This is a genomic window from Vibrio hippocampi, assembly GCF_921292975.1.
In the GTDB taxonomy this organism is placed as follows: Bacteria; Pseudomonadota; Gammaproteobacteria; order Enterobacterales; family Vibrionaceae; genus Vibrio; species Vibrio hippocampi.
Window position 1 is genome coordinate 665,630 of the sequence record NZ_CAKLCM010000002.1, and the last position, 20,051, is coordinate 685,680.

At 44.6% G+C, this 20,051-nt stretch carries 15 protein-coding genes and 1 riboswitch; of the genes, 8 read left to right on the plus strand and 7 right to left on the minus strand.

Translation table 11 applies throughout. The annotated features are described in order from the left end of the window. From glgA to L9Q39_RS05505, 3 genes are all read left to right on the plus strand, one after another. The gene (gene glgA / locus L9Q39_RS05495) at positions 1-1,455 is read left to right on the plus strand and encodes a glycogen synthase GlgA (protein WP_237484105.1); all 1,455 of its coding nucleotides are present in this window, start codon (positions 1-3) and stop codon (positions 1,453-1,455) included. 98 nt (positions 1,456-1,553) lie between these two features. Beyond that, positions 1,554-2,915, plus strand: coding sequence for an MATE family efflux transporter (locus L9Q39_RS05500; protein WP_237484106.1), 1,362 nt, complete (start codon positions 1,554-1,556; stop codon positions 2,913-2,915). 118 nt (positions 2,916-3,033) lie between these two features. Then, the gene (locus L9Q39_RS05505) at positions 3,034-3,834 is read left to right on the plus strand and encodes an alpha/beta fold hydrolase (protein WP_237484107.1); all 801 of its coding nucleotides are present in this window, start codon (positions 3,034-3,036) and stop codon (positions 3,832-3,834) included. Here L9Q39_RS05505 and L9Q39_RS05510 read toward each other — a convergent pair. The 5 genes from L9Q39_RS05510 to torD all read right to left on the minus strand — a co-directional run bounded on the left by L9Q39_RS05510 (position 3,831) and on the right by torD (position 7,882). Next, positions 3,831-4,163: a putative signal transducing protein gene (locus L9Q39_RS05510; protein ID WP_237484108.1), complete on the minus strand. Its 333-nt coding sequence runs from the start codon at positions 4,161-4,163 to the stop codon at positions 3,831-3,833. The two genes, L9Q39_RS05505 and L9Q39_RS05510, sit on opposite strands and share 4 nt — an antisense overlap. Next, positions 4,164-4,883, minus strand: a complete 720-nt coding sequence (locus L9Q39_RS05515) for a TVP38/TMEM64 family protein (RefSeq protein WP_237484109.1) — start codon at positions 4,881-4,883, stop codon at positions 4,164-4,166. Positions 4,884-5,042: 159 nt separating this feature from the next. Continuing rightward, positions 5,043-5,630 carry a TfoX/Sxy family DNA transformation protein gene (locus L9Q39_RS05520; protein WP_237484110.1) on the minus strand — a complete coding sequence of 196 codons (588 nt, stop codon included), beginning with the start codon at positions 5,628-5,630 and terminating at the stop codon, positions 5,043-5,045. A 119-nt stretch (positions 5,631-5,749) separates the two neighbouring features. Further along, a riboswitch (cyclic di-GMP riboswitch) is annotated at positions 5,750-5,833 on the minus strand. Between the two features lie 168 nt (positions 5,834-6,001). After that, positions 6,002-7,009 carry an HTH-type transcriptional repressor PurR gene (gene purR / locus L9Q39_RS05525; protein ID WP_237484111.1) on the minus strand — a complete coding sequence of 336 codons (1,008 nt, stop codon included), beginning with the start codon at positions 7,007-7,009 and terminating at the stop codon, positions 6,002-6,004. Positions 7,010-7,237: 228 nt separating this feature from the next. Further along, positions 7,238-7,882, minus strand: coding sequence for a molecular chaperone TorD (gene torD / locus L9Q39_RS05530; RefSeq protein WP_237484112.1), 645 nt, complete (start codon positions 7,880-7,882; stop codon positions 7,238-7,240). A 276-nt stretch (positions 7,883-8,158) separates the two neighbouring features. Between torD and torR the strand changes: the two genes are divergently transcribed. After that, positions 8,159-8,866 (plus strand): two-component system response regulator TorR, encoded by a 708-nt coding sequence (gene torR, locus L9Q39_RS05535; protein ID WP_237484113.1) that lies wholly within the window; start codon positions 8,159-8,161, stop codon positions 8,864-8,866. Positions 8,867-8,967: 101 nt separating this feature from the next. Here torR and elyC read toward each other — a convergent pair whose 3' ends face one another. Next, complete coding sequence (gene elyC / locus L9Q39_RS05540) at positions 8,968-9,888, minus strand: envelope biogenesis factor ElyC (protein WP_237484114.1); 921 nt, start codon at positions 9,886-9,888, stop codon at positions 8,968-8,970. A 114-nt stretch (positions 9,889-10,002) separates the two neighbouring features. On the opposite strand from elyC, the gene cmoM reads away from it, so the two are divergent. From cmoM to mukB, 4 genes are read left to right on the plus strand one after another with little or no spacing between them, the layout of a single operon-like run. Then, entirely contained in the window at positions 10,003-10,779 is a 777-nt protein-coding gene (gene cmoM, locus L9Q39_RS05545; RefSeq protein WP_237484115.1) for a tRNA uridine 5-oxyacetic acid(34) methyltransferase CmoM, read from the plus strand. Positions 10,780-10,831: 52 nt separating this feature from the next. Then, positions 10,832-12,169 carry a chromosome partition protein MukF gene (mukF, locus tag L9Q39_RS05550; protein WP_237484116.1) on the plus strand — a complete coding sequence of 446 codons (1,338 nt, stop codon included), beginning with the start codon at positions 10,832-10,834 and terminating at the stop codon, positions 12,167-12,169. Then, a complete protein-coding gene (gene mukE, locus L9Q39_RS05555) occupies positions 12,150-12,881 on the plus strand; it encodes a chromosome partition protein MukE (RefSeq protein ID WP_237484117.1) in 732 nt (243 codons plus the stop codon). The genes mukF and mukE overlap by 20 nt, the downstream gene beginning before the upstream one ends. Next, complete coding sequence (gene mukB / locus L9Q39_RS05560) at positions 12,878-17,326, plus strand: chromosome partition protein MukB (protein WP_237484118.1); 4,449 nt, start codon at positions 12,878-12,880, stop codon at positions 17,324-17,326. The genes mukE and mukB overlap by 4 nt, the downstream gene beginning before the upstream one ends. Positions 17,327-18,371: 1,045 nt before the next feature. Here the strand turns inward: mukB and dbpA are convergent. Then, the gene (dbpA, locus tag L9Q39_RS05565) at positions 18,372-19,754 is read right to left on the minus strand and encodes an ATP-dependent RNA helicase DbpA (RefSeq protein WP_237484119.1); all 1,383 of its coding nucleotides are present in this window, start codon (positions 19,752-19,754) and stop codon (positions 18,372-18,374) included. Positions 19,755-20,051: the final 297 nt, after the last annotated feature.

Below are 20,051 nucleotides of genomic sequence, written 5' to 3' on the forward strand. Positions count from 1 at the left end.
ATGAGAAACATAGATATATGGTTTTCAGTATCAGAAGCTCAAGGACTTGTTAAAAGTGGAGGCTTGGCAGATGTTGCTAAGGCTCTGCCAAAAGCATTGCAAGAGTTGGGCAAAACGGTAGCAATTGTACTACCTGGCTATCAAACCTTACCAAATAAAGAGCATTATCAGGATGTGCTTGCTACTGAATTAGAACACTGGCCTCATACCCCTTATCAAGTAAAGAAAACAGAGCTTGATGGTGTTGAGGTATTTGTGATCGAATGCGCTCGCTATTTCGATCGCCCGGAGCTCTATGCTGAGCATAACCAAGCCTATTTGGACAATGGTGAGCGTTTTAGCTTTTTTGCTGCCGCTAGTTTGGATGTACTGCCAAAGCTTGGCATCAAACCGTCCATTGTTCACGCGAATGACTGGCATACTGGTTTTGTTCCATTTCTACTTAAAACGCGCTATGAACATGATGAGCGTTTTCATGGGATTAAATCGGTATTAACCATTCACAATGCCATTTTTAAGGGTAACTTTAGCTACAACCAGCTTGAGCTTATTCCTGAATTGCAACTGTCTGGTATGGAGTTTTTGCAGTACGGTGAAGGGCATGTGAGTATGCTCCGTGCTGGTATTGCCTTTGCGGACAAGGTTAACGCGGTGAGCCCAAACTACGCAGCGGAACTTCTTACCCCACTTGGCGCTCATGGTTTAGTGGATGATTTTGTGCATCGTTCTAGGGACTTATTTGGCATTGTTAACGGCTGTGATTATTCAGAATGGAACCCGAAAACGGACGCTTTTTTGCCGCAAACTTACAATGATGAGTTAGACAGTATGTTGCAAGGTAAGCGAGCTTCTAAGCAGACCTTACAGCAAGAACTCGGCTTGCCTGATCAAGATACTCCGATGGTCGGCATGGTATGCCGCCTGACTCACCAGAAAGGCTTCCATTACATTCTGCCGATTCTTAATCAGTTTTTGAAAAATAATGTGCAGGTGGTAATTGTAGGAACCGGTGAACCACAGATTGCTGCTCATCTGAGGCAAATCGCACAGCAGTATCCAGATAAGTTTGCGTTTGTAGAAACCTACAACGAAAGATTAGCTCATCTGGTGGAAGCGGGTTCCGATTTCTTCCTAATGCCTTCGGAATTTGAGGCCTGTGGTCTGAATCAGATTTACAGCATGGCTTATGGCACCTTACCTATTGTTCGTAAGGTTGGCGGTCTAAGAGATACGGTCATCGACTTTGATGATGATCCAGACAATGCCACGGGTTTTGGCTTTGATGAGCCTTGCCATGATGCACTTTTAGTGACTCTTCAGCGTGCACTACTGTTTTATTTACAATATCCGGATATAATGCGCGGCATGCAACAGCGAGGTATGCGCATGGACTTTAGCTGGACAGAGTCCGCAAAAAGTTACATCGATATGTATCAGTTAGCACTGTCTGAATAAATATCAACGACAGTGACCGCAATGCAAAAACCGCTTATCTTATTGTTGATAAGCGGTTTTTTTGATGCTTAAGAAACGTGATTAGAGGTCATCCTAGTATGCCAACAGGCAAAAACTGCAGTCCAAACGGCAATGATATCAACAAACGTATGTCTATTACGGCTCTCGCTTGGCCTATTTTAGTCGAGATCTTGCTGCGCACTATATTGGGAACCAGTGATGTATTCATGCTGAGTGGCTATTCGGATAAGGCTGTCTCTGCCGTGGGTGTGATTTCTCAGCTAACGTTTTTCTTGATTATTGTCTCCATGTTTGTAAGCAGTGGTACTGGTATATTGATTGCGCAATATAACGGTGCTGACAAGCCTCAACAGTCCCAAGATGTGGGTGTGGCGAGTATTGTATTGTCCTTTGTGGTTGGTGCGGTACTGAGCGTTTTAGCGCTGATGTGTGCGATTTACTTTTTGCCTTATTATGGACTTGAACCACAGGTCGAGCAGTATGCACAAGAATACCTGCTGATTAGCGGAGCGATGACGTTTAACGTGACCATCGGCATTGTTTTGACGACAATTTTCCGAAGCCACGGTTATACCAACTTACCTATGGTGGTGAACATCATCAGCGGCGTGTTGAACATTGTTGGTAACTACATCGCGCTTTATCAGCCATTCGGTTTACCCGTCTACGGTGTTGAGGGGGTCGCGATTGCGACTGTGTTCAGTCAGGTGGTGGGTACGTTACTGCTTTGTCTATTAGTTGGTCGCAGTGGCATCCATCTTCCATTAAAAACGTTTCGTGATATTTCCAAGCATGTTTATACACGCATATTGAAAATTGGTGGGATGAATGCCGGTGAGATCCTGTCATACAATCTTGCCCAGATTACGATTGTCTATTTTGTGGTTCAAATGGGAACCGCATCAATGGCAGCGTTTACTTACGCTCAGAACATTGCTCGATTCTCTTTTGCTTTTTCGTTGGCGCTTGGACAGGCTTCGCAGATTCAAACCGGTTATTATCTAGGTAAAGGCTGGGTGAGTGCGATTACCAAGCGGGTACAAATCTATTTTTTGGTAGGCTTTATTGTCTCACTAAGTGCCAGTTTACTGATCTATGCATTGCGCGAACCGATCCTTGCGTTGTTTACTGACCAGCCAGAGATTGTCCTATTGACGAGCTCTTTGATTCTTGGCTCGGTGTTGATGGAGTCAGGGCGAGTGTTCAACCTGATCTTTATTTCTGCGCTCAAAGGAGCCGGTGACATCAAGTTCCCCGTTCAAATGGGGATATTAAGTATGTGGGGATTGGGCGTTGTCTTCTCGTATCTATTTGGTTTGCACCTTGGTTGGGGTGTGTTTGGTGCTTGGATGGCCATCTCATTAGATGAATGGGTACGCGGAATTGTGATGTTTAGGCGTTGGCGTTCGGGAATTTGGACTAAATTTAAAATAAGCTAACCAGAGTTAGACACATTTTGTCATGATTTAGCGGACCAAGCTCATGGAGAAATTTTCTACCTAAAGCGCTATTATGGTATGCTGTCTCGGTGTTATTGATATTTTTTTGGATTCATCTATGTCAGAAAGTTTACTGTTTCATAAAACTTATCACCATCCTACAAGTAAAGAGTGGGTGGTATTTGTGCATGGAGCAGGCGGCAGTTCCTCTATCTGGTTTAAGCAAATTAGAGCCTATCGCGAACACTTTAATTTACTGTTTGTCGATTTAAGAGGGCATGGAAAGTCGAACAATCTGCTAAAAGGCATTATTTCTAATCAATACACCTTTAAGTCCGTCACAATGGACATACTGAAAGTGTTGGACCATCTAAAAATTCAGAGCGCTCACTTTGTGGGGATGTCATTGGGAACCATCATCGTGCGTAATCTGGCTGAGATTGCGACCGACCGTGTCACCTCAATGGTGCTGGGTGGTGCTGTGACGCGCTTCAACACTCGTTCTCAGATCTTGGTTAAGATCGGCAATATGAGCAAACACGTGATTCCGTATATGTGGCTCTATCGCCTGTTTGCGTACATTGTCATGCCGCAACGAGGTCAAAAAGAGTCTAGACTCATGTTTGTTCATGAGGCCAAGAAACTGTGTCAAAAAGAGTTCAAACGTTGGTATGAACTTACCTCTGAAGTGAATCCATTGAACCGTTACTTTAAAGATAGAGAACTGCCGATTCCCACGCTGTATTTGATGGGCGATCAGGACTATATGTTTATTAAGCCGGTAAAAGAAATGGTCGCAGAGCATAAGTCGAGTCAATTACTAGAGATTAACGACTGTGGGCATGTTTGTAATGTGGAACGTCCAGAAGAGTTTAATCGTTACTCCATCGCGTTTATTCGTTCGGTACGCGCCTGTTAAGATTTGACCTCACTGATATTCGGTTGCATGCAATTCCAGCAAATATCGAATTGCGCTTCATTTTCTTCCTCACAGGCTTGGCAAAGCCACATTAAGCCTTCTCCCGCGTTTGATAGGTTGATCTGCCAATTTTCTATGGTACGTTTAGCCTCCGGTGCTCGACGCGTGTCTATTAGCCACACGTAAGGTAGAGTACTTTCGTCAAACGGCACTTCACCGCGCAATCCATACAACGACTCTCCTCGTACCTCAGATTGTATTCCCTGCGAAACTAACTGCTGATGTGCGATATGGGCTTCAGCAGGGGAGTTGGCAATAAATATCTTCATCTATTCTTGAACCTGTGGTGTTTGTCTAAATTTGTTCATTAACCACTTGGTGATTATTGGGAACAAGCCAAGCAATGCAAAAGAAGCGAGTACAGTCGGAGAAACGATACCTGCTAGGCTATCAATATTCGCCAACTGCGTACCAGCATTAAGGTAAACCGCGGTACCCGGAAGCATACCTAACTGACTCACCAGATAGAACTTACTAGCTTTAATCGGGGTTAATCCCATCAAGAGATTGATTAAGAAAAAAGGAAATACCGGGATAAGGCGCAATGACAGCAGGTAAAATGCGCCGTCTTTACGAACGCCTTCATTGATGGTGGTTAACTTAGAAGCGAATTTGGATTGGACCCAGTCGCGCAAGAAAAACCGACTGCTTAAAAAGGCGAGTGTTGCGCCAATTGTACTCGCGAATGAAACTAAGCCTAAACTGGTCCAAAAACCAAACAGCGCGGCACCTAGTAACGTCACTACAGCGGCACCGGGTATAGAAAATGCGGTAATAGCGATATACGCAAAAAAGTAAATTGATGTCGCTAAAACAAAATTAGCGTCAATAAATTCCGCTAACGCGAGTTGCTGAGCTTTAGCATTTTCAAGAGTCAGATATTGACCGAAATGGATACCCGCCCAAACAACGAGGATAACCAGTAACACCCCGACAATGAGTTTTTTACTTGGGGAGCGCTTGGGCGTGTCATGAGTTTGCTTCGTCATCTTTTTTATCCTCTGTCTATATCACTCTATAGTTTAGTAGACAGGTGGATGAGCGAATAACTTTCATCAATAGTAAATTAAATGGGTCTGAAAAAGTCGTTACTATTTCTCATGACTCAGCGAAGTCTTTCGCCTTTCAGCCAAGCCAACCAACGCGAATTAAATTAACTCAGCAAGCTGCTGACGCTTGTCTTGGGGAATCACCGACCAGTGTTTGCCCTCAATTGCGCCTTCAAGCGCCCATAGCAATTCGATACTCACGTTGCCTTTATGTGTGCGTTGGATAGCTTTAAAAGCTTCTACGGAGCCTTGTTGTTGCAATTCAGACACCGAATCAATGCCCGCTTTCTTTAGCATGCGTTCGGTTGTGAGTCGCAAGTTCGGAAGATCTTTAAGTCGAATCGAGGTTGGTTTTTGTTGGGCAATCTTGGCCTGCTTAGCCACCTGTAATGCTTCTTTTGCGTACTCAATGATCTTTTCTGGGGTTTGCCAATAAGCGTCAGGTAGCGCGAAATAGTTGGTGACCACAGGAAACCCACGTTTTTGGTAAACGTAAGGATGGTATGCCAGTTGCTGAAATTTGGTTGCCGTTGATTTGTCTGCACGAATATGAATGCGATCATTGACGACGAGTGCAAACATCGTGTCGTCAATAAATATTCCGAAGCCACCGAACATTGAGCGTGATTTGACCACGCCGATTTCGGAAAACAGCTTCATCGAATTTGTTAAGATAGGTTTATCCATGTTTCTTATTTCTCGGTTTCTATAACTACGCCACCTAGATCAGGTCCGAGAGATTAGCAAAACAGAGGTTATTAATTGTTAGCAAAGTTTGAGAATTTGCTGTTAATTCCTCTGCTGCCATCGGTAACCCCGCTACCTACCTGATTGGGTTTAGGCCGGAGGCTTTGCGTCCCACCTTTTCAAGTGGTTTGCCCTGTGCGTGACAAGCTAAAGAATAAAGGAAAAGCGATTCGATAACGGAGGCTTGACCTGTGAAGTGTGATGTTGGTTCAAAAAATAGAGTGGTTAGAAAGCAATGAATCGACTAGTTCTGTCATGAGAGTAAAAGCCCGCGTCGGGCTTTTATTACAAACATTGCTAGCTGATGAAAGTTATCTGTTGAGATCCAATACGGAATCACGCTCAATGATTTCTGGATGCATCTCGAAAATACGCTTGTCATGACCTTTATCTTTGATACGCTCAAGCAAAATTTCAAAGGCGTTTTTACCCACGCGTCGCTTCGGTTGGTGAACCGTCGTTAGCGGTGGAGAGAAGTATTCCGCAAGTTCAATGTTATCGTAGCCAATCACAGAGATATCTTCAGGGACTTTGACACCAAGTTGCTGAAGGCGACTCATTAAGCCAAGTGCCATTGTGTCATTAAAACAGAACACAGCCGTTGGACGATCTTCCATCGCCGCGATTCGGTTTGCTGCAATGACTGCGGTATCACACTCGAAATTACCCTCAAGGATTCGGTCAGCTTTCATTTCGATGCCCGCTTCGGTCATGGCTCGCTTATAACCATCAATACGCTCTTGGCAGACGGCTTTTTCCAGATGACCACTTAAACAAGCGATATCGGTATGACCTTTACCAATCAGGAATTTAGTGGCTAGATAGCCACCTTCTTCTGAGTTATCAATGATTTTATCCGCTTGTGAGCTTTCTGGGCCCCAGTCCATGATAACTTTTGGTATATCGGCATGGCGATCAAGCATTTCTAACAACTCTTCCGTGAGGTCGGAGCACATCACCAAAATACCATCGACACGTTTTTCCGCCAGCATGCGAATATAATCGCGCTGCTTCTCATATACACCACCTGTGTTACACAGAATTAGGGTATAGCCTTGGCGATAACAGTAACTTTCTACACCGTCGATCACTTCCGAAAAGAATAGGTTGGTTGATTGGGTCACCAACATGCCTATGGTTTTGGTCGTGTTACACTTTAAACTGCGAGCCACGGCACTTGGTGCGTAGTTAAGCTCGTCAACCGCGGCCATGACTTTTTCTTGTGTCGTTTCTGCCACGAAGCGAGTTTTGTTAATGACGTGAGAAACGGTGGTCGTTGAAACGCCAGCGAGACGAGCTACATCTTTTATCGTTGCCATCGCGATATCCTAATATCTCACCTTCTGCTTCAAAACGGACACGAAGAGAAAGTGGTAAATAAGCAAGGTTTCATGCCTATTTAAAGTTAACCAGAGCGACTATAAATCGCTGAAACGGCGAATTGTATGTCGAGCATCCATTGCAAGCAATGTAAATCTGTATAAATTTATATCAGTGGCGAGATGTGCCACTGAATTTCCAATAGAATCGGCAAGTTACGCTGACTCCTAAGGACGCAGATAAGTCAGGTCTAATTGGCAAAATGCGACTAATAGAGCACTACAGGCTGAATAAAATCCAAACTCATCGTGTTTTTCACACGCTTGACTGAATTGTTCGATCCAAGTGAGTAGGTGCTGCTCAATAAAGTCAGCTTGCTCTGAGAACGCTTCGTTAAGATGTTTTTCAGCCTCAAGTTCGTTGCTGCGAATAATGAGGTTGCCAAGATAATCTAATTCAATGGCGAGGTGATCCGCGGGTTCATTGAGATCTTTCGTGACGGCAATATTGTGCTTGGTTAATAATTGCTGCATTTGTAAAGCGGGTTCGCCATTAAGAAGACCGGATTTATCAAGATAAATTGAAGCGTATGGCAGTGCGCCATGTTTATCACTTTTCAAGAAAAGCTCGCAGAAGTCGGCGGATAGTTCGAGTTGAGCATCGTGGCGAACCTGCAGACGGTTCAGTGCGTCCACCAATTTGTCGATAGGTTGTTTTAGCGCTTCGTTTTCACCTAACCCAGACAAGAAAGCGCGGATCTCTGGCGATTGATATTGCTCTAGTTCACTTTCTGTTAACTCTTTGGTGAATAAACTTGATAACCACCAGTAGATTTCTGCGCGTTGTTCATTAAAGGCTTTTACTTCTTGCACTTTGGTACTCTCCAGCAAATATTCTATGGGTATATACCCAAGTTATTCATAGTGTAGACAAAAAATATGAATAACAGTCACTCACAATGTGAAAAAAAACCAAACAATATAAAGTAATATGAATAAATTAAAACTAAACTTTGAAGCATAAGGAATGGGGTGCGTATTGGCGTGGTGCTGAATCAAGGTTTTCTTAAATAAATAGACTCACTGCTAGTATCTTGAAGCGTAACGCTTAAAATGGCAGTGGGGTCAAGATTAGAAGAAGTAGAAACAATGAAATATCATGTTTTGGTCGTCGAAGATGATGTCGTGACAAGAAGCAAACTCGTGGGTTACTTTGAACACGAAGGCTATCTCGTCAGTGAAGCTGAAAACGGTGAGCAGATGAGACAAGTGCTGTCTGAATCGAGTGTCGATCTGGTGATGCTAGATATCAATCTGCCGGGCGAGGATGGTTTAACCCTTACCCGTGAATTAAGAAGCCAATCAGACATCGGTATTGTGCTGGTGACTGGGCGCACCGACAGCATCGATCGTATCGTTGGTCTCGAAATGGGCGCTGACGACTATGTGACGAAACCGTTTGAATATCGTGAGTTACTGGTCAGAGTGAAGAATTTACTTTGGCGTATTGCTCTGGCGCGAAAAACGCCGGTGGACAAAGGTAGTGATAAGCAAGAAAGTAAACTGCATTTTGGTGATTGGATATTTGATAAACAGCGCCGCTCACTGACGAATGGTGGGGAACCAGTAAAACTCACCAAGGCAGAATATGAATTGCTTGTGGCGTTATCTTCTTATCCTAATCAGGTGCTCAGCCGAGAGCGCATACTTAATATGATCAGTCATCGAGTAGATGCACCCAATGACCGTACTATTGACGTATTGATCCGCCGCATGCGCGCTAAAATGGAGCTAGACCCGAAAAACCCGCAGATATTTATTACCGTACACGGTGAAGGGTATATGTTCGCCGACTAAAAAATACAGGCATTGCCAATGGCAATGCCTGTATTTTGATGCCGTCAATTTTTAAGTTAAGGCAGAATAGAATCTAAAAAAACAGAGTGTCAGTCGCACAATTAAGGTTGGCTTGAATCGCTGTTTAGCTCAATTTCTACTTCCTCAATCTCGTTTGTCTCGGTTTCGTTCACTTCGAGCGTTTCTAATTCATCTTCGCTTCCTACTTCCACTGCATTTAGCTCGGGTTCTTCAGGTTCGGCGAACTCAAGGTTACTGACATCGACAGCCCAGTCTTGCAGTTCACGCCAGTGTGACCCCAGAGTTTCGTGCCAATATAGTTCGGTTTGAGCAAGATATTGAGAGTCAGGCAAATAGCGCTCCCAACCGTTGAGAAGATGCTTGGACGCGATGTAGTTGGTTGGAGCTGGATAGGGTTTAAGCCCTGCTTGTGTAAATTCATTCATAGCGCGAGGCATGTGGCTCGCGGATGTGACCAAGACTAAATTGCTGTCTTGAACATAAGCCGTCGCCAAACGCGCCTCTTCCCAGGTATCTTTTGCTGTTTCCAAAAGCACAATGTTAGGTTTGGAAACCCCCAGAGCTAGAGCAACCTTAGCCATCATTCGAGCATGACTAGTTTCGCTATGACGACCGTAGCCGGATAAAATCAGTTTGGCATTAGGGTACATTCTTAATATACGGATGCCTTCAGCTAATCGGGTTAACGCCGTTGGACTCAGTTCTGACGTTGGAGGGATAGAACTATCCACAACATGAGCGTGACCGAGCACCATCACATAATCGATGGGCTCATTTACCGGTAAAAATGCTGAGTATTGGCGTTCTAACGGTAACAGCAAACGGTTAGAAATAGGTTGAATACTGATAAGCAGGATGCCGGTCAGTGAGAGTAGAACCACCAAACAGCCAAATTTACGTCGAGACGTAAACATAATTAGGGCGAGACCCAAAAAGCCAATAATCAAAAGAGCCGGTAACGGCATCAAAAAGGCTGAGACAATTTTTTTCAGTTCAAACATACAATAGTCCGAAAAAACACCACTTAACGCTAAAAAGAGGTGATACCTCTTTATTCCTGTCGCTTATATGACAGAATAGCGGCACGACTGGTTATAGTAACTTAATAAACTCAGATGCAAGACCGTAATTTCGACGATATTGCCCACAAATTTGCCAAAAATATCTATGGCTCAGAGAAGGGTGAGATCCGCCAAACCATTGTTTGGGAAGATATCACAGCGGCACTGACCGTGCTAGATGATACCAACACACGACTAAAAGTGTTAGATGCAGGTGGTGGATTGGGGCAGGTATCCCAAAAAATTGCAGGCCGAGGACACGATGTTACATTGTGTGATCTGTCTGGTGAAATGTTGAAGCTAGCTAAGGCATCGGTTGAAAAAAGCGGGCTACTTGAGCATTATCGCTGGCTTAATTGCCCGGTCCAAGAGTTAGAGCAGCATCTTGATCATCAGGTAGACATGGCACTGTTTCATGCGGTAATGGAGTGGCTCGCAGATCCGCGACTCGCACTAGAAACGGTATTAGCCCAGGTGAAACCCGGTGGCGTTGCGTCAGTGATGTTTTATAACCATCATGGGTTAGTTTTTAAAAATGCTATTTGTGGCAACATTCCTCACGTATTAGAAGGCATGCCACACCGCAAGAGATTTAAGCTCCAGCCACAAAAAGGACTGGTTCCAGAAGATGTCTACAAATGGATTGAGGAGAGCGGTTTTACCATTCAAGGTAAATCCGGGATTCGTTCATTTAGCGATTACATTGGCAATAGACAATACATGGGCGATTACAGCGCAGAGGATGTTCTAAAACTGGAACAGATGTTGTGTCGACAAGAGCCGTACTTGTCCATGGGTCGATACATTCATGTATGGGCAGTAAAGCGATAGTTATCCATAAAACGATAATTTAGCAGCAAAGCAATAATTAGCAGGAAAGAGTATGAGTGAAAACACTCTAAGGGTTGTTGACCAACCGATCGATGAACTCGTCGGTTGGGTGAAACAGCACGACTTTGCATTAAATCTTTCCACCGAACGACTGGCATTTCTGATTTCAATCGCCGTCTTAAGTAATGAAAGATTTGATGAAGAGTTGGGGGAGGGCGAACTGCATGATGCATTCAAAATCGTCACCCAGCAATTTGAAACAACGGGTGAAGCCACAGGATTTCGCGCTAATAACGCCGTTAATGAATTAGTAAAACAGAAGCTGTTGAGCCGATTTACCAGTGATATCAATGAGGGTGCGAGCATCTATCGTTTGACCCCATTGGCGATGGGTATCACAGACTATTACGTCCGTCACCGAGAGTTTTCTAAGCTGCGCCTTTCGATTCAACTGTCAATGGTGGCAGATGAAATGGCAAAGGCAGCTCAAGCCGCCACTGATGGCGGCACCCCCGAGCATTGGCGTAAAAATGTGTTTGCGGTACTGAAATACTCTGTTGGGGAGATCTTTGATCAGATTGACCTTAACCAGAGGGTAATGGATGAACATCAGCAATCCGTTAAACAACAGATTGCTGAGCTGCTCAATAAAGACTGGCGTGAGGCGATCAATAACTGTGAGTCCTTACTGTCAGAAACCTCAGCCAACCTCCGAGAGCTACAAGACACTTTGCAAGCCGCGGGGGATGAGTTGCAGACCCAGTTATTGGATATTCAAGAGCTCGTTTACAACAACGATGAGTTGGAGTTTGTCAGTGAAGCACTGTTTGGCTTACAGATGAAACTTGACCGCATCACCAGTTGGGGTCAACAAGCTATTGATTTATGGATTGGCTATGACCGACATGTCCATAAATTTATCCGAACTGCCATTGATATGGACCAAAACCGCGCCTTCAGTCAACGACTAAGACAGTCGGTGACTGAGTATTTTGACGCGCCTTGGTATCTGACGTATGCCGACGCCGAAAAACTGACCGATCTTCGTGATGAAGCATTAGTGCTACGTGATGATGAGGTGATTGGTGCTGCACCACTTGATGTGGAATATGAAGAATTAACACAAGTAAATGACGAACTGCGCCAGCGAATTAGCGATATGTTGACCTTGCATAAACGCAATGGAACACCCATCGATCTTGGCAGTGTGTTGAGAGACTACCTAGCGACTCATCCACAAGCCCGTCATTTTGATTTAGCGAGAATGGTTGTTGACCAAGCAGTAAGACTCGGCTATTCGCAGTCAGATTATTCTGCGATTCAGCCCGATTGGCAAAGCATCAACGATTTTGGCGCAAAGGTACAAGCAAATGTCATTGACAAATATTGATGAATACATGTCAGAGAATCTGGCAAAAGCAATAACAAACCCACTGTTTCCCGGGTTAGACAGCGCATTGCGTTCTGGTCGTCATATCTCGACAGAAGATATGGATAATCACGCCTTTCTGAGCGATTTCGAGGTAGAACTTGCTGGTTTTTATCAGCGATACAATAGCGAATTGGTCAAAGCGCCAGAGGGTTTTTTCTATTTACGCCCACGTTCGACTTCTTTGATTGCGCGTAGCGTTCTCTCAGAACTCGACATGTTGGTGGGTAAAGTACTCTGTTTTCTCTACCTCAGCCCTGAGCGTTTAGCTCACGAAGGTATCTTTACCAATCAAGAACTTTTCGAAGAAATCTTGTCATTGGCTGACGAAAAAAAATTGATGCGCTTAGTGACTCATCGAGCCACAGGTTCCGATCTCGATAAAGAAAAACTGTTTGAAAAAGTCCGTACCTCATTACGTCGCTTGCGTCGCCTTGGTATGACCATTTCCATCGGCGACAGTGGCAAGTTTCGTATCAGTGAAGCGGTGTTTCGCTTTGGTGCCGATGTCCGTATCGGCGATGATATCAAAGAAGCACAACTACGCTTGATCCGTGATGGTGAAGCCGTCACACACGCGCAAGCCCCAACGCAAAGAAGTTTGATTCTCGATGACGAAGCAGTGTCACCGCAAGAAGAGCAACAACAAGACCAAGCGGAGAATGACGCATGATTGAAAGAGGTAAATATCAATCACTCACAATGGTGAACTGGAACGGTTTCTTCGCCAGAACGTTCGATATTGATAGCTTAGTCACCACGCTTTCAGGCGGTAATGGTGCCGGTAAATCCACCACGATGGCATCATTCATCACTGCCTTAATACCAGACCAGAGCCTGCTTCACTTTAGGAACACCACCGAAGCGGGCAGTTCTCAGGCATCACGTGATAAAGGTCTTTACGGAAAACTGCAACCGGGCACCTGTTATTCCGCCCTTGATGTGGTGAACTCACGAAATCAGCGTGTATTGTTTGTGGTCAAACTACAGCAAGTCGCAGGTCGAGATAAGAAAGTAGACATTAAACCTTTCCTTATCCAAGGGCTTCCAAGTGGAATTAAGCCTACCGATATCTTGATAGAAACACTATCGAACAACAACGCGCGTGTGCGCCAAATTAACGAAGTTAAAGCCGCAGTTGCGGAGCTTGAGGGTGTGCAGTTTAAGGCATTTAACTCCATCGTTGATTATCACACTCAGATGTTTGAACTGGGTGTGCTGCCTAAGAAGTTGCGTAACAGTAGCGACCGCTCTAAGTTCTATCGTTTAATTGAAGCATCCTTGTACGGGGGCATTTCTAGTGCGATAACCCGCTCTTTGCGTGATTATCTATTACCGCAAAACGGGGGGGTCAAAAAAGCGTTCCAAGATATGGAATCGGCGCTACGTGAAAACCGCATGACCCTTGAAGCTATTAAGGTCACACAAGCGGATCGTGATCTATTTAAGCACTTGATTACCGAATCGACCAACTATGTGGCCGCAGACTTTATGCGTCACGCTAACGATCGTCGTAGCAAACTTGAGCAGTCGCTTGCCTTACGCTCCGAGCTTTTTGGTTCTCGAGATAGCTTGAACTCATTTAATGAGCAGCACGCGAAAGCAACGCAAGAACTGGCTGAGTTAGTGGAAGGTGAATCTTCGTTAGAGCAAGACTACCAAGGCGCACAAGACCACTTACAACTGGTGGTGAATGCGTTGCGTCAACAAGAAAAAATTGTCCGCTACCAAGACGATCTTGAAGAACTCAATGAGCGTCTTGAAGAACAAATGATGGTGGTGGAAGAAGCGAATGACCGTAAGCTCGAAGCGGAAGAGCAGGCCACCCATGCTGAAGAAGAAGTGGATAGCCTAAAAACTCAGTTGGCTGACTATCAGCAAGCGCTTGATGTACAACAAACTCGTGCTTTGCAATATCAGCAGGCAGTGCAAGCACTAGAGAAGGCGCGTCAATTGCTTGATGATGACACCCTGTCTCAAACCAATGCACAACAAAAACTGGCACAACTGAAACAGCTTGAGCAGACCAGCACACAAACCCTGTTGGAGCTTAAGCATAAGGTCGATTTGACCAGTGCCGCTCAAGCGCAGTTTGAGCAAGCCTATGCAACCTTGAAGCAAATCGTTGCAGATTGTCCGCGCAATGAAGCGGCGCAGCAAGCGAAGCATTGTTTGCAGCAAGCGCAGCAATATCGCGAGCAATTGAAACATGAAGCGCAACTAAGAGCTCAATATCGTGAGCTTGAAAAGTCCATCGAACAACAGAAACAGGCACAACAGCTTATTGCCCAACTGCAAACTTCTGGTATTACTGTTGAGATCGAAAGCGATGTAGAACTTGAAACTGAGCGCTTACAAGAGACGGCAACAGAGCTTTCGCTACAAGCGGAGTCTTTACGTGATGCTCAGCACCAAGAGCAGCAACTTGAGCAAACGGCAGCTAATGACATTAAGGTGTTAGAGCAGTCTGCTCCGGCTTGGATCGCTTCGTTTAATGCTTTGGAATCTTTACGTGAATTAACCAACCTTGAGTTGTTGGATCGCAGTGCCGTGGTCGAATCCATGCACTCGATCAACGAGCAAGAGCGGGCATTGATTATAGAGCGCGATGGCTATGCCGTGCGTCGTCAACAATTAGAGACAGAAATTGAACATCTTGCCTCTCCAGGCGGCTCGAATGATCCGCGTCTTAAAGGGTTGGCGGATACCTTAGGTGGCGTGTTGCTGTCTGAAATTTATGATGATATCACGCTCGCCGATGCGCCTTACTTTAGTGCCATGTATGGTCCAGCCCGTCATGCGATTGTGGTTTCAAACCTCGACGGTATCAAAGAGAAGTTGGTTGAGTTAGATGACTGCCCAGAGGATCTCTATATCATCGAAGGTGATGTTGATGCATTCGATGACAGCAGCTTTGACGCGGATGAATTAGAGGGCGCGGTGTGCGTTCAGCTTAATGACCGTCAATTGCGCTACTCTCGTTTGCCCGAAATTCCTCTGTTTGGTCGTGCTGCGCGTGAACAGCGCCTTGCACTGTTGAGAGAAGAAAAAGAGCAAGTGGTAGAGAAACACGCTAAAGCGGCATTCGATGCTCAGAAGTTGCAGCGTCAGTATCAGGCAATGAACCACTTTGTCGCCGAGTATCTACAGTTAGCTTTTGAAGCGGATCCCGAATTAGCACTGGCAAAGCTGCGTGAAAAACGCAATGCAAGCTTACGTCATCTCAGCGAAATTGCTCAGCAGCAACAGCAAGTGACGGCACAAAACAATCAAGTTAAACAGTCAATTGCAGCGCTAGGTCGCCTTAGCTTATTGGCGGCGAAAGCGTTTGATGACACGCTGCAACAACGTTTTGAGGAAGTCGCACAGTCTGTCGAGGAGTTAGAGCAAGCTAAACGCTTTATTTCTCAACATGATGATGCGCTGAATAAACTGGCATCGTTGGTTAATGTTCTTGACAGCGATCCTGAACAATCCGAGGCACTGACCGAGCGATATCAACAACTCGATAGCGAACTTCAAGCCAATAAAGCGCAAATTTTTGCTGTCTCTGATGTGGTTGAACGTCGTCATTACTTCGCGTATTCAGACTCAGTCGAAATCTTAAACCAAGGCAGTGAATTGAGTGAGCAACTGAAAGCCAAGTTAGTGGAAGCGGAAGCCAGTCGCCGCCGTTTACGCGATGGTCTAAAGCAAGTGCAAGAGCAAGCAAGCCAATATCAACAGGTGCTTGCCTCACTGAAAAGCTCGCATCAAGCGAAGCGTGAAACGGTTGAAGAGTTTAAGCTAGAGTTGCAAGAATACGGCGTCGTCGCCGATGAAATTGCGCTAGAACGCGCTGAATCTCGCCGCAACGAACTGAATCTTGCTCTGCAAACCTCGCGTAGCCGAAAGAGCGAGTATGAAAAGACGCTGACGGCGACAGAACTAGAAATGAAAGGTCTGGTTAAACGTCTTAAGAAGGTTCAGAAAGACTACGCTGAGTTACGTCAGTTTGTGGTTGCGGCCAAAGCAGGTTGGTGTAGTGTACTGCGTCTTGCGAAAGAGAATGATGTAGAGCGTCGATTACTCAAGCGTGAATTTGCTTACTTATCGGCTCAAGAACTGCGTTCAATCTCGGATAAATCTTTGGGCTCATTGCGTCTTGCGGTGGCAAACAACGAAACGTTGCGTGATGCTTTAAGACAGTCAGAAGATATCTCTAAGCCAGAGCGCAAGGTGCTATTCTATATCTCGGTTTATCAACATCTGCGTGAGCGTATTCGTCAGGATATTATTCGTACCGACGATCCGGTTGAAGCGATTGAAGAGATGGAAGTCGAGTTGGCGCGTCTCACTCAAGAACTGACCCAACGCGAAAACCGTTTGGCGATCAGTGCTGATTCGGTGGCGAGTATCATCAGAAAGACTATCCAGCGTGAGCAGAACCGAATTCGTATGCTCAACCAAGGATTGTCGAATATCCACTTTGGTCAGGTCAAAGGCGTGCGCTTGAATGTCAAAGTACGTGATAGCCACGAACAATTGCTATCGGCGTTAACGGCTGAAAACAAAGACCTGTTCGAATCATCACGCTTCACGTTTTCAGAAGCGATGGCGAAGTTGTTCCAACGCGTTAACCCACATATTGACATGGGACAACGTTCACCACAGGTGCTGGGTGAAGAGTTGCTGGATTACCGTAATTACCTAGAGCTAAGTGTTGAAGTGAATCGCGGCTCAGATGGATGGTTACAAGCGGAATCCGGCGCACTGTCAACAGGTGAGGCGATTGGTACTGGTCAATCCATCCTATTGATGGTGGTTCAGAGTTGGGAAGAAGAGTCTCGCCGCCTGCGCAGCAAAGATATCTTGCCATGTCGCTTGTTGTTCTTGGACGAAGCCGCGCGTCTTGATGCCAAGTCTATCGCGACGCTATTTGAGCTTTGTGATCGTCAAGGTATGCAGTTATTGATCGCTGCACCGGAAAACATTAGCCCAGAGAAAGGTACGACCTACAAGTTAGTTCGTAAGGTCTTTAAAGACCATGAGCATGTGCATGTGGTTGGCTTGAGAGGTTTTGGCGAACAACCAAAACAATCCAACGCGCAGGTGTTGATGGATGAAGCATTGGGTTGATGAAGTATTAGGTTAATGAACGGGATCTTCGATAAGCCAGATCCTCAGTCATTTTAAATGATTAAGCCAGAGCATACGCTCTGGCTTTTTTATATCTGAACAATAAGAAAAATAGCGACATTGACTTAGGTTTATTAGCTCGGTAAACCCGTTACATATAAGTGATAAATCATGGAGTCAGAGGTTATGTCGATATATCTCTATGTATAAGCGTTCGGAAACTGTTTTATGTTTTGTCGTTATAGTCCTGATTTTTATTAATGTAATAGATTTGAAATGTTCCCAGTTACTTTATATATCACCACAAACATTATGGTTTAAATGGGTAATCACTTATTAAAACTAAGGGGTTAAATTGATTCAATTTAAGGTAATGTTTGATATAGCTACATTTACGAAGGTGATTAACTGGTTGAATTTATAAATTTTTAATTGAACATTTACGATTGATTATGTCACGCAAATGTAAGTGATAGTTATATTAATTTGTGATGGAGGATAAATTATTGTTCATTAAGTAAACAAAATGAGGTTGATTCAATAGCTTTTATAGCTTGAGAAAGATATAGTGCGGATTGATATAAAGTATATTATCAGTTATTAGATTAAAGTATGAATCAAAACGGAAGCACGACTACTCTAAAAAAAGTCAGGCGCCGATGGTATCACAAATTGGCAGGCGTCAAAGAAATTTGGCTTGTTGATGGTGAACTGAAGTATATTAAGCTCAAAAAATCAAAAAAAACATACAAGGACTTCTATACTTATTACCGTCGCGAATTGGCGATATTTTTACGTTTTTTACTGAATTAGAATAATGACCAGAAGTGTTGCTTTGAGGACACTGCCCAAACCGCTCATCTGTTGTTATGTTAATCAGTTTGTTTAACTTTATGATTGTGAGGAATCAAATTGCTTTTTACCAAGCTAGAACCCAGCGTATATTGGCAGCGGAGTTTGACTGACTTCTATAGTTTTACTGACTTATAGAGAGTGACATCAACCTTCCGCTGCTTAATCTTGCTTTGTTATCAACAAAATCCTATTAATCTTTAAGCAAGCGAGCTCTAAACTGTCGCCCTTTCATCTTGCCGTTAGTAATCTTGCCTAATGCCTTTTTAGCAACCGACTTATTGACTGCAACATAAGCGTTCATAGGGAACATATTGATTTTACCGACATGATCGCCCGATAGCGTTTTGTCCCCAGTCAAAGCGCCAAGGATATCGCCAGGACGTAGTTTTTGTTTCTTGCCCCCTAGGATTTGAATCGTAACCATTTTTGGCTGCATCGGCGATTGATTGGCGCTTGATGGCAATTGAGAAGGTTCAATAGGGAGGTCCATATATTCATCAATACGAGCGACACGGTAAGTCTCTTTTTCGCTAAAGAAACTAAACGCCAACCCTTTGTTACCTGCGCGACCCGTTCGACCGATTCGGTGGACATGTACTTCTGGATCACGGGACAGTTCGTAGTTGAATACGGCGTCAAGGTTATCCACGTCTAAACCACGCGCCGCTACGTCAGTGGCCACCAAAATATTAACGCTTTTGTTAGCAAATTGAACCAGAGCTTGATCGCGATCTCTCTGCTCAAGATCGCCATGGATATCAATCACACTAAAACCACGATGATGAAGCTCATCCGCGACATTCTGTACTTCTCGTTTCGTGTTGCAGAATACCACGGCGGATTCCGGCTGGTGAGTCAGTAACAAGGTTTCTAGTGCATTATCGCGCTCTTCGCCCGAGCTCAATTGGTAGAAATACTGTTTGATACTGGAATGATCGTGTTTACTTTCTACTTTGACGATGGAAGGATTTTTCATCACCTGAGAAGCAATCGTTTTGATTTGCTCTGGGAAGGTGGCGCTAAACAGCAGCGTTTGTCGCTGCACAGGTGCTTCGTTGATAATAGTATCAATTGCTTCCTTAAACCCCATTTCTAACATACGGTCCGCTTCGTCCAGCACCAAAGTATTGAGCTCGTCGAGTTGGATGCGACCTTTTTGTAAATGATCCAAAATACGACCAGGCGTGCCGACTAAAATATGTGCCCCATGCTCCAGAGAGCCAATTTGCGGACCCATTGGCATACCGCCACACAGAGTCAGCACCTTAATATTATGAATACCGCGTGCTAGGGTACGAATTTCTTTGGCAACTTGGTCTGCCAGTTCTCGCGTTGGGCAAAGAACTAGGGACTGAACTCTAAAGCGTTTCACGTTCAAGTTTGAAAGAAGTCCAAGAGTGAAGGCAGCGGTTTTTCCAGACCCTGTTTTGCCTTGGCCTATCACATCGTTGCCCTGAAGAATTTCAGGTAATGACTGTGACTGTATCGCTGTCATTGTGTGATAACCCAAGCTATCAAGCGTTGAGAGTAGCGCGGGTGACAAATTCAGGGAAGAGAAGCTTTCAGTATTCAAGTTAAGTATCCTTGATGGCGCTTGCGCGTCGTGAGCAAGCAGAAAAGTAATGGGGGTTAGTATACTGCAAAATGGATCATTTATACCCAAGTTACCTTAAGATGCAGAGTTCAGAGGTCAATTGGATGTACTGCAGAGAGTGTCGAGCGGCATACTCTGATTCCTCTCGACCAAAATCGAGTTAACTTTAACATTTTTTAAAAACAATATGTGACCATAGTTCCACTTTGATTTGAAAATACTGTACGATCCGATCACAATGGTATGATGAAACAGTTCAGGTAGTAACTAGATGTT

Excerpts from the sequence above, each read along its gene's own strand:
- glgA (WP_237484105.1), top strand. The coding sequence starts at position 1 with ATGAGAAACATAGATATATGGTTTTCAGTATCAGAAGCTCAAGGACTT.
- L9Q39_RS05500 (WP_237484106.1), top strand. The coding sequence starts at position 1,554 with ATGCCAACAGGCAAAAACTGCAGTCCAAACGGCAATGATATCAACAAA.
- L9Q39_RS05515 (WP_237484109.1), bottom strand. The coding sequence starts at position 4,883 with ATGACGAAGCAAACTCATGACACGCCCAAGCGCTCCCCAAGTAAAAAA.
- cmoM (WP_237484115.1), top strand. The coding sequence starts at position 10,003 with ATGCAAGACCGTAATTTCGACGATATTGCCCACAAATTTGCCAAAAAT.
- L9Q39_RS05510 (WP_237484108.1), bottom strand. The coding sequence starts at position 4,163 with ATGAAGATATTTATTGCCAACTCCCCTGCTGAAGCCCATATCGCACAT.
- mukF (WP_237484116.1), top strand. The coding sequence starts at position 10,832 with ATGAGTGAAAACACTCTAAGGGTTGTTGACCAACCGATCGATGAACTC.
- elyC (WP_237484114.1), bottom strand. The coding sequence starts at position 9,888 with ATGTTTGAACTGAAAAAAATTGTCTCAGCCTTTTTGATGCCGTTACCG.
- purR (WP_237484111.1), bottom strand. The coding sequence starts at position 7,009 with ATGGCAACGATAAAAGATGTAGCTCGTCTCGCTGGCGTTTCAACGACC.
- torR (WP_237484113.1), top strand. The coding sequence starts at position 8,159 with ATGAAATATCATGTTTTGGTCGTCGAAGATGATGTCGTGACAAGAAGC.
- L9Q39_RS05505 (WP_237484107.1), top strand. The coding sequence starts at position 3,034 with ATGTCAGAAAGTTTACTGTTTCATAAAACTTATCACCATCCTACAAGT.
- L9Q39_RS05520 (WP_237484110.1), bottom strand. The coding sequence starts at position 5,630 with ATGGATAAACCTATCTTAACAAATTCGATGAAGCTGTTTTCCGAAATC.
- mukE (WP_237484117.1), top strand. The coding sequence starts at position 12,150 with ATGTCATTGACAAATATTGATGAATACATGTCAGAGAATCTGGCAAAA.
- mukB (WP_237484118.1), top strand. The coding sequence starts at position 12,878 with ATGATTGAAAGAGGTAAATATCAATCACTCACAATGGTGAACTGGAAC.